General features: G+C 40.2%; 13 protein-coding genes and 1 tRNA gene. All 14 read left to right on the forward strand.

Features of this window, described 5'->3' with window-relative positions; all coding sequences use genetic code 11:
- The first annotated feature begins 44 nt into the window (after nucleotides 1–44).
- The 14 genes from AKG39_RS10760 (at nucleotide 45) to AKG39_RS10825 (ending at nucleotide 15,306) form a co-directional block, all read left to right on the forward strand.
- A complete protein-coding gene (locus AKG39_RS10760; RefSeq protein ID WP_050740400.1) occupies nucleotides 45–827 on the forward strand; it encodes a TIGR00282 family metallophosphoesterase in 783 nt (260 codons plus the stop codon).
- A gap of 17 nt (nucleotides 828–844) precedes the next feature.
- Nucleotides 845–2,041 carry a pyridoxal phosphate-dependent aminotransferase gene (locus AKG39_RS10765; RefSeq protein ID WP_083439511.1) on the forward strand — a complete coding sequence of 399 codons (1,197 nt, stop codon included), beginning with the start codon at nucleotides 845–847 and terminating at the stop codon, nucleotides 2,039–2,041.
- A gap of 29 nt (nucleotides 2,042–2,070) precedes the next feature.
- Nucleotides 2,071–3,504, forward strand: coding sequence for an adenylosuccinate lyase (gene purB / locus AKG39_RS10770; protein ID WP_050740401.1), 1,434 nt, complete (start codon nucleotides 2,071–2,073; stop codon nucleotides 3,502–3,504).
- A gap of 54 nt (nucleotides 3,505–3,558) precedes the next feature.
- A tRNA-Trp gene (locus tag AKG39_RS10775) sits at nucleotides 3,559–3,634 on the forward strand.
- A 364-nt stretch (nucleotides 3,635–3,998) separates the two neighbouring features.
- Nucleotides 3,999–5,366 carry a citrate/2-methylcitrate synthase gene (locus AKG39_RS10780; RefSeq protein ID WP_050740402.1) on the forward strand — a complete coding sequence of 456 codons (1,368 nt, stop codon included), beginning with the start codon at nucleotides 3,999–4,001 and terminating at the stop codon, nucleotides 5,364–5,366.
- Between the two features lie 239 nt (nucleotides 5,367–5,605).
- Nucleotides 5,606–6,523: a phosphate acyltransferase gene (locus AKG39_RS10785; protein WP_050740403.1), complete on the forward strand. Its 918-nt coding sequence runs from the start codon at nucleotides 5,606–5,608 to the stop codon at nucleotides 6,521–6,523.
- Between the two features lie 26 nt (nucleotides 6,524–6,549).
- Nucleotides 6,550–8,331 carry an indolepyruvate ferredoxin oxidoreductase subunit alpha gene (gene iorA, locus AKG39_RS10790; RefSeq protein WP_050740422.1) on the forward strand — a complete coding sequence of 594 codons (1,782 nt, stop codon included), beginning with the start codon at nucleotides 6,550–6,552 and terminating at the stop codon, nucleotides 8,329–8,331.
- Nucleotides 8,332–8,904, forward strand: coding sequence for an indolepyruvate oxidoreductase subunit beta (locus AKG39_RS10795; protein ID WP_050740404.1), 573 nt, complete (start codon nucleotides 8,332–8,334; stop codon nucleotides 8,902–8,904).
- 1 nt (nucleotide 8,905) lies between these two features.
- The gene (locus AKG39_RS10800) at nucleotides 8,906–9,184 is read left to right on the forward strand and encodes a cysteine-rich small domain-containing protein (protein WP_050740405.1); all 279 of its coding nucleotides are present in this window, start codon (nucleotides 8,906–8,908) and stop codon (nucleotides 9,182–9,184) included.
- 19 nt (nucleotides 9,185–9,203) lie between these two features.
- Entirely contained in the window at nucleotides 9,204–9,809 is a 606-nt protein-coding gene (gene plsY / locus AKG39_RS10805) for a glycerol-3-phosphate 1-O-acyltransferase PlsY (RefSeq protein WP_083439512.1), read from the forward strand.
- A gap of 310 nt (nucleotides 9,810–10,119) precedes the next feature.
- Entirely contained in the window at nucleotides 10,120–13,065 is a 2,946-nt protein-coding gene (locus tag AKG39_RS10810; protein WP_050740406.1) for a vitamin B12-dependent ribonucleotide reductase, read from the forward strand.
- A gap of 76 nt (nucleotides 13,066–13,141) precedes the next feature.
- Complete coding sequence (proB, locus tag AKG39_RS10815; RefSeq protein WP_050740407.1) at nucleotides 13,142–13,951, forward strand: glutamate 5-kinase; 810 nt, start codon at nucleotides 13,142–13,144, stop codon at nucleotides 13,949–13,951.
- Nucleotides 13,952–13,987: 36 nt separating this feature from the next.
- Nucleotides 13,988–14,143: a hypothetical protein gene (locus tag AKG39_RS10820; protein ID WP_050740408.1), complete on the forward strand. Its 156-nt coding sequence runs from the start codon at nucleotides 13,988–13,990 to the stop codon at nucleotides 14,141–14,143.
- Nucleotides 14,144–14,157: 14 nt separating this feature from the next.
- On the forward strand, nucleotides 14,158–15,306 hold the full coding sequence (locus AKG39_RS10825) for an MGDG synthase family glycosyltransferase (protein WP_050740409.1): 1,149 nt from the start codon (nucleotides 14,158–14,160) through the stop codon (nucleotides 15,304–15,306).
- Nucleotides 15,307–15,309: the final 3 nt, after the last annotated feature.

Here is a 15,309-nt window from a genome sequence, read left to right on the forward strand (position 1 = left end):
GTTTATCTCCTCTTTTTTTTAATAATTTATTAAAAGGAAATAAGATGAAAATATTAATACTTGGTGATGTCTTCGGGAGACCCGGACGAAATATTCTTCGAGACCAATTATCAGACATAATCAGTGAACATGACATTGATTTTACAATTATTAATGGCGAAAATGCTTCCGGTGGCAATGGGTTAACCATAAAAAATGCCAGGGAACTACTGTCTTTACCCATTGATGCTATCACCATGGGAAATCATGTTTGGCATCAAAAGGAAATGTTGGATGCCATTGATGATTTTCCTCAAATTATTCGTCCCCTAAATTATCCTGACCCATGCCCCGGTAAAGGTTATAAAATATTTCTGCATCAGAATAAAAAAATCTGTATTATTAATTTGTCAGGTCAAATATTTATGCCAAACCTGAGTTGTCCGTTTAGTTCAATTCAAGCTTTAATGGATGACATTAAAGATACTGCGGATCTTTTCATTATTGATTTTCATGCTGAAGCAACTTCTGAAAAAATAGCCTTTGGCTATTATATGGATGGTATTGCGACAGCAGTTTATGGAACGCATACCCATGTTCAAACTGCAGATGAACGGTTATTGCCACAAGGAACAGCCTATATTACAGATATTGGAATGACCGGCCCCTTGGATGGGGTTATTGGCGTTGATAAAGAAATTGTTTTAGAGACCATGATCACGAAACGCCCGAAACGTTTTGTTACAGCAACTGGGAAGGTTCAGATTAATGGCATTATTTTAGAAATAAGTGATGTGGATGGTAAAGCAACAGCCATCACACGATTTTATGAGACGTATGAAGTTTAATTAAAATGGAGGAGAAGATGAAATCTATGGTATCGGATAAGGTTAAATTCTGTCAAGAATCTTTAACATTAAGTTTAGCTGAAAAAGCTAAAAATTTTAAAGATGCTGGTGAATCTGTCATTAGCTTTGGAACAGGAGAACCTGATTTTACAACCCCAGAGTATATTTGTGCTGGTGCAAATAAAGCCATAAAAGCCGGACATACAAAATATGATGCGGTTGCCGGGGTTTTGGCATTAAGAAAAGCAATCTCAAAAAAACTTCGGGAAGATAATGGGTTGGATTATCCACCAGAAAATATTATTGTCAATAGTGGTGCAAAGTCCAGTATCTTCATTGCACTTCAAACCATTCTGAATCCTGGGGACGAGGTTATTGTACCAAGCCCTTATTGGGTAAGCTATACTGAGATGATTCTTCTCGCCGGCGGTATTCCCGTTATCGCCGAAACCCAAAGCGAAAACAAATTCAAACTGACACCTGAGGAACTTATTTATGCCATCACACCGAAAACAAAAGCAATTATATTAAATACACCGGTGAATCCAACCGGTGTGATTTATTCTCTGGATGACCTACTGGCGCTCTCCGAGGTTCTGGTAAGAAATAATATTTTAGTTATTTCAGATGAAATTTACGAAGAATTTGTTTATGACAATCGCAAACATATCAGCATCGCATCTTTAAATAGTGACATTAAAAATCAAACCATTGTCGTTAATGGGTTTTCAAAAACCTATGCAATGACTGGCTGGCGGCTGGGATACGCAGCTGCAAATTTAGAAATAATTACTGGAATGAAACGTGTACAGGGACATACGATTTCCCATCCATCAACCATTTCCCAACATGCAGGTATCACAGCACTCGAGGAAAAAGGGGATATTGTCCATAAAATTATTAAACTGTTTGATGAACGCCGACAAGTGATGGTTGAACATCTTAATCAGATTAATCGATTGGATTATATTTATCCGGAAGGTGCTTTTTATATATTTGTGGATATCACAAATATTTTAATCAATCGAAAAAACATCATTCATCCGGATACCAGCTATGGATTTTCTGAAAAGCTATTGGAAGCGGCAAAGGTTGTGGTGATTCCAGGCGAAGCATTTGGAATGCCAAACTATATTCGTCTTTCATTTGCGACGTCCATCGAAGATATTGATGAAGGCTTTCGCCGCTTGAATCGTTTTATTGATACTTATTAACAAACGACCAGAATGGAAAGGAAATTAAAATGAAAGAATATTATGAAAATCCTCTGATTGAACGCTATTCATCAAAAGAAATACTCGGCATTTTTTCTGCCGATAACAAGTTTCAGACCTGGCGCAAGCTGTGGGTAGCATTGGCGGAGGCTGAACAGGAATTGGGTCTCAACATAACAGACGAACAAATCAATGAACTTAAATCAAAAATATATGATATTGATTATGAAATGGCGGCTCAAAAAGAAAAAGAGCTGCGTCATGATGTTATGGCCCATGTCCATACCTACGGAGCCCAATGTCCTAAAGCAAAGGGCATTATCCATCTTGGGGCCACCAGCGCTTATGTAGGGGATAATACCGATGTGATCGTTTATACCGAGGGTTTATTCCATATTCAAAAATTATTGATCAATCTGATTAACCAGTTGTCAATTTTTGCCTTAAAACATAAAGATCTACCGACGCTGGGTTTCACACATTTCCAACCGGCACAACTCACAACAGTGGGGAAACGTGCTTGTTTGTGGATTCAAGACCTATTAATGGATTTAAATGATCTGAATCATGTTATTGATAATGTTAAGCTTCGCGGAGCTAAGGGTACTACAGGGACCCAGGCAAGCTTTATGGAACTCTTTGACGGGGATCAGGAAAAGGTCAAGCGCATTGACCAATTGGTGGCAGAAAAAATGGGATACAAAAAGACCTTTGCGGTTACGGGACAAACCTACCCTAGAAAATTTGACGCTCAGGTTCTGAATGTTTTAAGCGGCGTTGCTCAAAGCTTAAGTAAATTCGCAACTGACATTCGGCTTCTTCAAAACCTTAAGGAAGTCGAAGAACCCTTTGAAAAAACGCAAATCGGATCATCTGCCATGGCTTACAAACGTAATCCAATGAGAACAGAACGAATTTGCTCTCTGGCACGACATATTATTGTTAATGCTCTTAATCCGGCCATCACCGCCGCAACCCAATGGTTTGAGCGCACACTCGATGATTCGGCCAATAAACGCATCAGTATTCCAGAAGGTTTTTTAGCAGCGGATGCTATCATCATGATTGCCATTAACGTTTCTGAAAATCTGGTTGTCTATCCCAAGGTTATTCTTCAACACATCAATGCTGAACTTCCCTTTATGGTTACTGAAAACATCATTATGGAAGGGGTTAAACGGGGAGGCGATCGTCAGGTGCTTCATGAAAAGATCAGAGTGTTGTCAATGGAAGCGGGAAACACCGTTAAGGTGGAAGGAAAGCCCAATGATTTAATTGAACGGATATTGAATGATGCAACCTTCAATTTAAAAGCCGAGGATGTTGACGCATTGCTTGAACCGTCACTTTATGTGGGTCGGGCACCGGAACAAGTCATTGATTTTATTAATGAAGAAGTTAATCCGATCCTTGACGCCAACAGGAACATACTTAATTTAAATAAAACGGATCTAAAAGTATAAAAAGATCTTGACAATTGCTTCAAAAAATCATATAATTCTAAATGTTGTTGATGCAGGGGTATAGCTCAGTTGGTAGAGCAGCGGTCTCCAAAACCGCGTGCCTGAGGTTCGAGTCCTCATACCCCTGCCAATTTATTGATGATTATTACCTTCAATTCCATTTTTAGAAATGGTTTGAAGGTTTTTTATTTAGATAGCGTAATTACTATGAAAAGCATTAAAATTAATCAATGAAGAATAAATAATAATGCAAGAATGTGTTGCTTAACTTTCAAATACTAAATTGTTCAGCTAAATAGTCTCCTTATTTAGGGTATTATATGGTTTATTCCAATAATAAACGGTTTATTGATGGATATGCTTTATTAAGAATGAGAGATAAGAAATAAATCTTTCAAAAAAATATTATATTTCAGAGATTTAACTTTATAAATAATGAAATTTAATGTATAATTAAAAAAGAATTAACCATTAAATAGAAAGATGGAGGATTGATGATGAATCATATTTTTTCAGAAATTACCCCTGAAATTATTGCATATAGCAAATTATGTACAAAAAATAGCACCATTGAACCAGCATTGTATACACAATATAAGGTCAATCGCGGTCTCCGGGATTTGGAAGGAAACGGCGTTCTCACCGGTTTAACTGAAATTTCCGAAATTGTTGCCTATACATTTGAAAATGGAAAAAAAATCGGCCAGGAAGGGGAGTTGTTTTATCGCGGGGTCAATGTTGAAGAACTTGTTAATGGCTTTGTAAAAGAAGAACGCTTTGGTTTTGAAGAAGTAAGTTATCTGCTCCTTTTTGGAGATCTACCGGACAGCAGGCAGCTTGGTGATTTTACCCGGATTCTGGGAAACTACCGAAGTTTACCCACCAGCTTTGTGCGGGATATTATTATGAAGGCACCCAGCTCGGATATGATGAATACTCTGGCCAGAAGCGTACTCACATTATTCTCATATGACGATAATGCCAGCGATGTTTCAATCCCTAATGTTCTCAGACAGTGTTTAGAGCTCATCGCTTTATTTCCTCTGTTGGCTGTTTACGGATACCAGGCATACAAACATTATCACGATGGACAAAGCTTATATATCCATTCACCGCTGCCTGAACTTTCCACCGCTGAGAATATTTTGCATATTTTACGTCCGGACAGTCAATACACAGCACTGGAAGCTCGGATTCTTGACATTGCCCTGGTACTACATGCAGAACATGGCGGTGGTAATAATTCGACATTTACAACCCATGTGGTATCATCCTCAGGGACCGATACGTATTCTGTCATTGCGGCTTCTCTGGGTTCTCTTAAAGGCCCGAAACATGGCGGGGCCAATATTAAGGTTGTTGAAATGTTTGACGATTTAAAGAATAGCCTTGATGATTGGACAGACGAAGAGCAGGTGCGAAAATATCTGGTTGACTTGCTTCACAAGCGAGCCTTTGATAAGGCCGGCCTGATTTATGGAATGGGACATGCTATTTACTCGGTTTCAGATCCTCGGGCAGAAGTTTTTAAAGGTTTTGTTAGAAGTCTTTCAGAAGAAAAAGGCCTTCATGATGAATTCGAACTCTATTCCATGGTAGAACGTTTAGCCCCTGTGATTATTGGCGAAGAACGAAAAATTTACAAAGGTGTCAGTGCAAATGTCGATTTCTACAGTGGGTTTGTTTATAATATGCTGGGATTGCCACTGGAATTATTCACGCCGATTTTTGCCATTGCCCGTATTTCAGGCTGGAGTGCTCACCGTTTGGAAGAGCTCATTAATGCCGGAAAAATCATCCGGCCTGCCTATAAGAATGTATGCGACCGCAATGAATATGTACCACTGGAAGAACGAGAATAGCTTTAAAGCCCGTAACTGGGCTTTTTTTTTATAGCATGCGTTCAAATGAATAAATACTCTTTGTTTTTAACATAACTCGTGATAAAATAATCACAGAAAACATACTGGTGCTGAGAATAGAAAAATATTGGCTGTAAAACATTAAATAAGACCTGACAAAAAATCACAAAAAATTTGTGCCTTTAAAAATAGAACTGATTAGGGTATAATGATTCATACGAAAAATTGAGAGGTCAAATATGATTAAAAATTTCGAAGACTTGGCGCAGCGGTCTACTGCTGGCCAAACCCCAACTCTTGTTGTTGCCGCCGCAGCTGAGCTTGACATCCTTAAAGCGGTTTCACAGGCAAAAAAAAATCAGTTGGTTAAGGTTATCTTAATTGGCAATCGTCAGGATATCATGAAAATTAGTGAGTCAGAAAAAATTGAATTAAAGGATATCCAGATCATTAACAGTGAGGATGTCGGTGCTGCCTGCGAAAAAGCAGTTGAAATGGTTCGCGAGGGCCAGGCAGATTTTATCATGAAGGGTCTTGTTGACACCTCTATTTTTTTGAAAGCTGTTATTAACAAAACCCATGGATTAATGGCTGGGGGACTTCTCAGCAGCGTGATGGTACTTAAAATCAGCACGTACCATAAATTTTTGATTTTATCCGATGGTGGAATGATTATCTCGCCTGATCTTGAGAAAAAGAAAGGGATCATTAAAAACGCATTGGATTTGGCAAAAATTTTAGAGATAAATCCAATTAAGGTTGCATGTTTAGCTGCCAAAGAAAAAGTGAATCCGAAAATGCAGGCCACCGTGGATGCCCAGGCCCTTAAAGAACTTGGGGAAACCGGTTATTTTGGTGAGGATGTTATAGTTGACGGTCCTATGGCCATGGATTTGGTTGTTTCCAAAAAAGCTGCCAAAGTAAAAGGTTATGTGTCAAATGTCGCCGGCGATGCAGATATTATTTTAGCCCCGGAGATAGAAACCGGTAATGCCATTATAAAAATAATGACCCACTTGGGAAATGCCCAGTTGGCTGGCGTGGTCATGGGAGCCCGGGTTCCGATTGTCCTCACGTCACGATCAGATTCTTTTGAAAATAAATTAAATTCTATTGCCCTTGGTGCCTATATTGCAACCAAAGGAAAGTCATTGTGAAACCAGAGAGGAGCAAGAAAAAAGAAATGAAAAAATTATTAACTGGAAATGAAGCCATTGCACGAGGAGCCTGGGAAGCAGGTGTGAAATTCGCCACAGCTTATCCGGGAACTCCCAGTACTGAAATATTAGAAAATGTGGCAACCTATGATGAGATTGTATCGGAATGGGCTCCAAATGAAAAAGTTGCTTTGGAAGCCGCTGCCGGTGCCTCCATCGGTGGAATAAGAACACTTTGCGCTATGAAGCATGTCGGGGTGAACGTTGCGACGGATCCCCTTTTCACCTTTGCCTATCTTGGTGTAAATGGAGGAGCGGTTTTAGTCTCAGCTGATGAACCGGGGATGCACTCATCTCAGAATGAACAGGACAATCGAAATTATGCCAGACATGCCAAAGTGTGCATGTTTGAGCCTTCGGATAGCCAGGAAACCAAGGATATGATTAAAGAAGCTTATACTGTCAGTGAAGAATATGACATGCCGGTTCTTTTTCGGGTAACCACCCGGGTTTGTCACTCGAAATCCATTGTTGAGTGTCAGGATCGCGTTGAAATTCCGGATAAGCCCTATGAGAAAAACATTCGAAAATATTGTCCGTTACCTGCTTTTGCAAAGGGTATGCAGGTAAAGCTTGCTGATAATTTTAAACGTTTGGAATTTTATTCAAATAATTCGCCTTTTAACTATGTCGAAGAAAATGTCTCGGAGATTGGGGTTATCGGATCCGGTGTTGCTTATCGATATGCCAAAGAAGTATTTGGTAAGAAAGCCTCTTACTTGAAAATCGGGTTCAGTTACCCGCTGCCCATGGAAAAAATCAGAGATTTTTCAAAGGGTAAAAAAACCCTGTATATTTTTGAAGAAAATGATCCGATTATGGAACGGGAAATAAAAGCTGCAGGTATTGACTGTATCGGAAAAGATATGCTGCCTGCCATGGGCGAGCTTACACCGGATCGTGTACGAAAAGTCCTGTTGGGGGAAACCGTACCAATTATTCAGCCAAACCCTGATATGGTACTGCCCCGGCCACCATCTCTTTGTGCAGGATGCCCTCATCGTGGGATCTTCTACGATCTGGGCAAACGCAAAGACATTATGATCTTTAGTGATATCGGATGCTACTCGTTGGGTCTTATGGCCCCTTACAATGCTACGGATGCCATGATCTGCATGGGTGCAAGCATTAGTGCCGGACATGGTGTTCAGAGAGCATTTGATATAAAAGGAGATACCAGTAAAAAAGTGGTTTCAGTTTTAGGCGACTCAACTTTTTTTCATTCTGGCATTACCAGTCTCATGGACGTTACCTATAATAAGAGTAATACGCTAACGATTATCCTGGATAATCGTATCACCGGAATGACAGGTCACCAGCAGAACCCTGGCACCGGCTATGACCTTAAGGGTGAGGCCTCACCGGAGCTTAGCATTCAGGCGATTGTCTCTGCCTGTGGCGTGACGAATGTTAAAACCATTGATCCAAACAATCTCAAAGAGGTAAAAGAAGCTATAAACTGGGGGCTGGAAACAGATGGTCCGGCAGTTGTGATTACCCGGTGGCCATGTGTACTTAAAAAATTATCAACCCAGGATAAGACAGAATTTCCATCTGCATTTAAAAATGTTTGCACGGTTAACGTTGATAACTGTATTGGATGTAAAAAATGTCTGAAGTCAGGATGTCCTGCTTTGGCATTTGATATCATGAATCAAAAATCAGGTATTCTCAAAGATATCTGTGTTGGCTGCGGCGTGTGTGTACAAATATGTCCAAAACAAGCCATTGAAGTGGAGGTAAGATAATTGGAAACAAAAAATATTGTTTTAGTTGGCGTCGGCGGACAGGGAACAATTCTTGCGGCGAAACTCCTAACCATTGGTTTGATGGAAGCCGGATACGATGTCAAAATGAGTGAGATTCATGGAATGAGTCAGCGCGGTGGGTCGGTGTCCTCGCTTGTGCGCTATGGTGACGATGTTCAATCCCCGGTTATTGAAATCGGGAGTGCGGATATTGTAGTTGCTTTCGAAAAAATGGAAGCGCTCCGTTCGTTGGAATACTTAAAGCCAAGTGGAAAGATCATTGTCAATGACACGGAAATCTATCCATTGTCTGTTATTATCGGAGCAAATACCTACCCAGAGGGAATCATCGAGGAAATCGCAAGTAAGGCGAATTACCGTGTGATGTCCGCCACAAAAATGGCGGAAGCATTGGGAAACGCTAAGGTGATGAATGTTATTCTCCTGGGATCTGTTGTTAAAGCCATGGGGCTTACAGACATTGATTGGGAAAAGATTATTCGGGGAAATATCAAAGAGCAGTTTGTTGATCTCAATATAAAAGCCTTGAATGCAGGGATGGATGCGGTCTAAAATGGAAGTTAAAAGCGAAAATTTTAAATTTTTTCAAAATATCGCTTGTGAATACTTCCCCTGTCATAAGGTGGAGAATTGCGATAGCTTTAATTGTCTCTTTTGTTATTGCCCTTTGTATGCATTAGGCAGAGACTGTGGCGGTAATTTTGTCTATACCGAAAAAGGTATAAAAAATTGCAGTCACTGTGATTTTCCCCACCAAAAGGAAAATTATGATAAAGTTCTGGAAAAGATTATGATCCTCATTAAACGTGTCAAAGAAGAGTCCAATCAATGATTTTAAAGGAGGTAAATAAATGATTTTAATGGGTGTAATATTTGTTGTTGCTGCATATTTAATTGGAAACCTCAATTTTGCTTATATTGTGGTTAGGTATTTCAAAAAAGAAGATGTGCGGAATTATGGCAGTGGCAACGCGGGTACCACCAATGTTCTGCGGGTCATGGGTAAAAACTACGCTTTGCCGGTTTTCATTCTCGATGCGCTTAAAGGCAGTCTGGTTATTGTTGCCGGGCGACTGCTTGGTCTGGATGCGATTTACATTATCCTTGGTGGTATTGCCGTGGTGGCTGGTCATAACTGGCCGGCGTTTCTTCAATTTCGTGGGGGAAAGGGAACAGCAACCTCATTGGGTGTTTTTCTGACCTATGACTGGCAGGTTACATTAGTTGCCATTATTATTGGGATCATTGTTTTAATTGTTTGGAAAATGGTGTCGCTGACATCCCTGGTTGGGATGGCAACACTGCCGATTCTTACCATCGGTTTTGGCCGATCCATTGAAGAAATTATTTTTGCCTTTGTGCTCTTTTTCTTTAGCTTTTATCAGCATCGAAAAAATATTGGCCGGATTATTCAAGGCCGGGAGAGCAAGATCGGACAAAAGGTTAAGATTAAATAAAGCATTAAATTACATAAATGAATGGCCCCAAAGCAGCAAAGCAAGGCCTGGGGACAAGCGTAACATCAGTTGTCTGCATCATGGCGAACGGTTGCCAGCCGGTACGATCATACCGCAGACAATGATTTACCATTGTCGCCAGAATGAGTTTATCGCCAACCACAAAGGCTCTGTCCAGAGCCTTTTCTTTGTTGTTGGAATAGAAAACAAAGAAATCAATACATAAAAAAACATTGTGCCGTACTATATATAGGATTATAATAGGATGGCATTACTATATGCTGTACTTAAAAAAAGGAGAAATAAATAATTGAAACAATTGAATCAAATTTTTAAACGCGTATTTACAAAAGAGTTGGAAAACTCAGAAAAGACAGTTTATGATCTTTTCCAGTGGCAGATCGTTGATGTTATCCTTAAAAATTATAAAACCGGTGAAACTATTTTTGAGATGAAGGATTTGGAATTTCCAGAGGATTATTCACAAAATGCCTGTAATATCATAGCAACCAAATATTTCAGACGCAAAGGGATCCCCAATAAGCTTGGGTATGAACACAGTATGCGAGAAATTGCAGATCGTCTGGTGGGTTTTTGGGCAGATGCGCTGATGGAAGAAGGTCTTATTGAAACCAGGGAAGAATGGCAGATTTATTATGATGAGCTTGCTTATGCTTTCCTAAAACAAATGTGGGCACCTAACTCTCCACAGTGGTTTAATACCGGACTTATGCGAAACTATCAAATCAGCGGGTCCAAGGATGACCTTTATTATTATGATGAAAAATCCGGTCAGGTTTTAGAATCTGAAGATCGGTATACAAGGACCCAGGCCAGTGCCTGTTTTATTTTATCCATCCAGGATCGCCTCTTGGGAGATCATTCTATTTCAGAACATTATGTGAGTGAAACCAAGTTATTCAAAGGCGGATCCGGTGTGGGAACGAACTTCTCGAACCTCCGCGGTGTTAATGAAGGTCTGACCAGTGGGGGGCAGTCCTCGGGAATGATGAGCTTTCTGCAGGGCTTGGATCGTAATGCAGGAGCTATAAAATCAGGTGGTACTACCCGGCGTGCGGCTAAAATGGTGATCGTCGACATTGATCACCCGGAAATCGAGACCTTTATTAACTGGAAGGTTAAAGAAGAGACAAAGGTCAGAGCTCTTGGCAAAATGGGATATGATTTATCCATGGATGGTGAAGCGTATCAAACCGTAAGTGGGCAGAACAGCAATAATTCGGTTCGATTAAACGCTGACTTCATGAAGGCAGTTCTTAATTTGAAAAATGAACCGGATCATGTACTGAAACTCAAGGGACGCGTTGACAGCAGCGTTGATCGGGACGTTTCAGTAAAAGAGTTATGGCATAGTCTGAATACCGCAACCTGGGAATGTGCCGATCCGGGGATTCAGTTTGATGATTTATTCAATGCCTGGCATACTTGTCCCGGAGGGGAAAATGGAATCATTGGTGAAAAGGGAAACCGTATTAATGCAACCAACCCCTGTTCTGAATATGCTTTTTTAGATGATACGGCCTGTAATCTGGCATCCATTAATGTTTTTCAATTTTTTAATTCTGAAGATAATAGTTTTGAAACGGAAAGCTATGTTCATCTTGTGGGCTTAATTCAGTGCGCCTTGGAAGGTTCTATTTTTCATGGACAATTTCCAACCAGAGATGTGGCACGAAAAAGTTATTTGTTTCGAACAACCGGTTTGGGGATTGCAAATGCCGCTTCACTTTTGCTAGCCTTGGGTCATCCTTATGATTCCCCCGAAAGTCGTGCGTTAATTGCGGGGCTGGCGGGATTGATGACCGGTGTTTCGTATAACGTTTCCGGATTAATGGCAGAAAAGATCGGGGCTTTTCCGATGTATAAGATCAATGAGCCCCATATGAAAAAGGTAATTCGCAACCATAGTCGGGTTGCCGGTGCAAGAAATGACGCATTTGAAGAACTGTATTATGAGCCTATAAAAGTCAACCATCAGCTTTTAAAGAAAATGGGGTTCAAAGAAATCAGTCTTCAGCTAAAAGAAGCATGGCAGAGTGCTGAAGAAGTTGGCGAAGCCTATGGTTATCGTAATGCTCAGGTCTCTGTAATTGCCCCAACCGGTACTATTTCTTTTGCCATGGATTGTGGTTCAACGTCAGTGGAACCTTTTTATAATCATGTGGTTTTTAAACGGCTTATTGGCGGCGGGTCCATGGAAATAGTGAACCCAGTGATGGAAATTGCTCTGGATAACCTGGGTTACAGCACCCGGGAAATCAGTGAGATATTAACCTACATGATTGAGAAAGACGGCAATGGTTATTTCCTTCACGAAGGGGTTCACGGCGCACCGCATATTAAGTCGGAACATCTGGCGGTTTTTGATACAGCCAATACAATCTCGCCCATGGGTCATGTCTTAATGGTATCCGCCATTACCCCAATGATCAGTGGTTCGGTTTCAAAAACCGTTAATCTGACACATGAAGCCAGTGTTGAAGATGTTGAAAACATTCACTTATTGGCATACCGTACCGGAACTAAGGCCATCGCCGTGTATCGGGATGCCTGCAAGGCATCCCAGCCGCTGAGCTCCGGAATGGCAGATGATACAGAAAAAGCCATTGAGGATTATTCCTATGAAGAACTGCTTAAACTTGTTAAAGAAGGATCCAGTAAGGTACCGAATCGCATTCGTCCCGAAGGCATGCGTTTAAGTCGAACTCACGCTGCAAAAATCAGCGACATCGAACTTTATATTACCATCGGATTTTATGATGATGGCGGAATTGCGGAACTATTTGTTTCAACAGATAAAGAAGGAACCGTGGTTAAAGGTTTGTTGGCGTCCTTATCCAAGTCCATTTCTCACATGCTGCAATACCATATCCCACCGGATCAAATTTCGAAGATGCTGCGGGGACAAAAATATGAACCCTCGGGATTTGTTTCAAGACATCCTTACATTAAATTTGCGTACTCCATATCGGATTTGATCAGTAAAGTCCTGGATATTGAGCACGGGGACTTTTCAAATTGTCAGGTAAAACCAAAAAACTTTACTATGATGAATCAGGCAAATCTTGTTCATAAATCAATGGCTGATGGTATTATTGTGTCAGATTACAATCAAAATCCCCAGGGAGAAATCTTATATGGCGAAACCTGCAGCCAATGTGGCAGCGATCGTTTAATGCGTAATGGCACCTGCAAAATTTGTCTGGACTGCGGTACAACCACAGGATGCAGCTAAACCATAAAAAGTATTTTGATGTTTAGGAATTGTTTGATATAATAATAAACTAAGATAAAAGGATTGGGAGGTTTTAATGCGAGAAAAAATAAAAGATGCAACAACCATTGTCGTAAAAATGGGGACTACATCTGTCACGCATCCCAACGGAACCCTTGATTTTAAGAAATTGGATAACCTGGCAAGAGTATTAACAGATCTTGAGAATAGCGGAAAAAAAATGATTCTGGTATCCTCTGGCGCAATCGGTGCGGGAATGAATCGCATGGATATGAGTGAACGGCCTAAAAAGCTGAGAGACAAACAAGCCGCGGCTTCAGTTGGACAAGGGTTGTTAATGCAGATTTACCATAAATTTTTCGATGAATACAATCAAACCGTGGGACAGATTTTATTAACTAAGGATGTGTTTAAGCATTCAATTAAGCGCAATAACGCAATGAATACCTTTAGTGCACTCATTGAACGGGGAATCATTCCAATTGTAAATGAGAATGATTGTATTGCCACTGATGAAATTCTGGAAGAGTGCTTTGGCGACAATGACATTCTTTCCGCTATGACAGCAGATATTGTGGGCGCAGAGCTGTTAGTGATTTTATCCGATGTGGATGGATTGTATGACGACAATCCTTCAGAAAATTCTGAGGCCACACTTATAAAAACGGTCATGACTATTGACAGTGACATTATGAAAAGCGCTGGAAACACGGCTTCCTGTCTTGGAACCGGCGGAATGATAACAAAGCTGGGTGCGGCAAAGTATGCCACCGGATGCGGCATTGATATGATTATTGCATCCGGTGAATCGTCTAGTATCTTATATGAAATATTAGAGGGTAAAGAAATTGGAACCGTTTTTCTCAGCGATATTATAAAAAAATAAAATGATCGGTTAATCCGGTCATATTTGGAGGATTACATGTTGAAAAAATTATTTATAGGATTGGCTGCGGTTACCGCAGGTATGTTAACTGTTTTTGGTGGAATGTATTTTTTCGAAAAAAGAAGAGAAGAAGCAATTGGCGGAAAACTGATGCGTGTTAATTATCTCTTTACCAAAGATTTTGAAGATTAGGCCAAGGTTAAAAGATGTCGAAGGTATTTATTTTTACAGCATCAACTGGTGCTGGTCATAATTTAGCAGCTCAATCTTTAAAAGAATCCTTGGATGATGCTGGTTTTGAAACCGAGGTTTATGATGCCTTCAAGGAAAGCAATGTAACCCTTGATCGACTCATAACTAAAGGTTATCAGCAGATGGTGGTGAATGTTCCAAAATTATATGAACAGATGTACAATCAATTTAATAACATGAATCGCTTCCAGCAAGGGATTTTTCAGGTGCTCACAAAGGTTATGAACCCGGAAATTGTCCCTTTGATTCGAGCGGGAAATCCTGATTTGATTATTACAACTCATCCCTTTGTTACCAATGTCCTTGGGACTCTCAAAGAACATAATGCCTTTGATGTACCTGTTTTATCAATTGTTACAGATTATAAAATTCATACCCTTTATCTAAAAAAGATGATTGACGCCTATGTGGTCGGGAGTGATTATACCAAGCAAACCATGATTGACAAGGGAATTGCCCCTGAAATAATTTATCCTTATGGGATACCCATCCGTCAAACATTTCTTAAAAACAATCGTCTTGACCCAAAGGAAGAAACTGATATTGCCGGCACCATTTTATTAATGGCCGGAAGCCTGGGAAGCAAGCAAATGGAAAAAGCATTTTCTTCGCTGCTGAAGGTCAGGGAAAAGATTCGCATTATTGTTGTTTGTGGGAATAATGCAAAAATTGAAAAAGAAATCCGCAGTCTTAACAAGCGCGATGCTTCTGAAAATAAGATTGTCGAGATCTATGGTTTTGCTAATAATATTTCAGAACTGATGGACCTTTCGGACGCCATTATTTCCAAACCTGGGGGGTTGACATCAACAGAAGCGATTGTTAAAAATATTCCGATGATTATTCCATTCTATTACCCGGGCCAGGAAGAAGAAAATGCAGATTACCTGGTGGATGGTGGGATGGCCATTAAGCTTAACAAAATTAAGGACTTGACTTCAATGGTTGATTTCTTATTTGAGAATAAATATATTATTAAACGCATGTCCGAAAATATGTCAGAAGAAGCAGCTAAACGCTCCATGAGTAAAACCATTGAGCTGTGCCAGGATTTAATAAAAACCAATATAGAGAAGACTATTGAGAAATCAGCAGGTGAGTGAACT

The sequence above is a fragment of the Acetobacterium bakii genome (genome assembly GCF_001263355.1).
In the GTDB taxonomy this organism is placed as follows: Bacteria; Bacillota; Clostridia; order Eubacteriales; family Eubacteriaceae; genus Acetobacterium; species Acetobacterium bakii.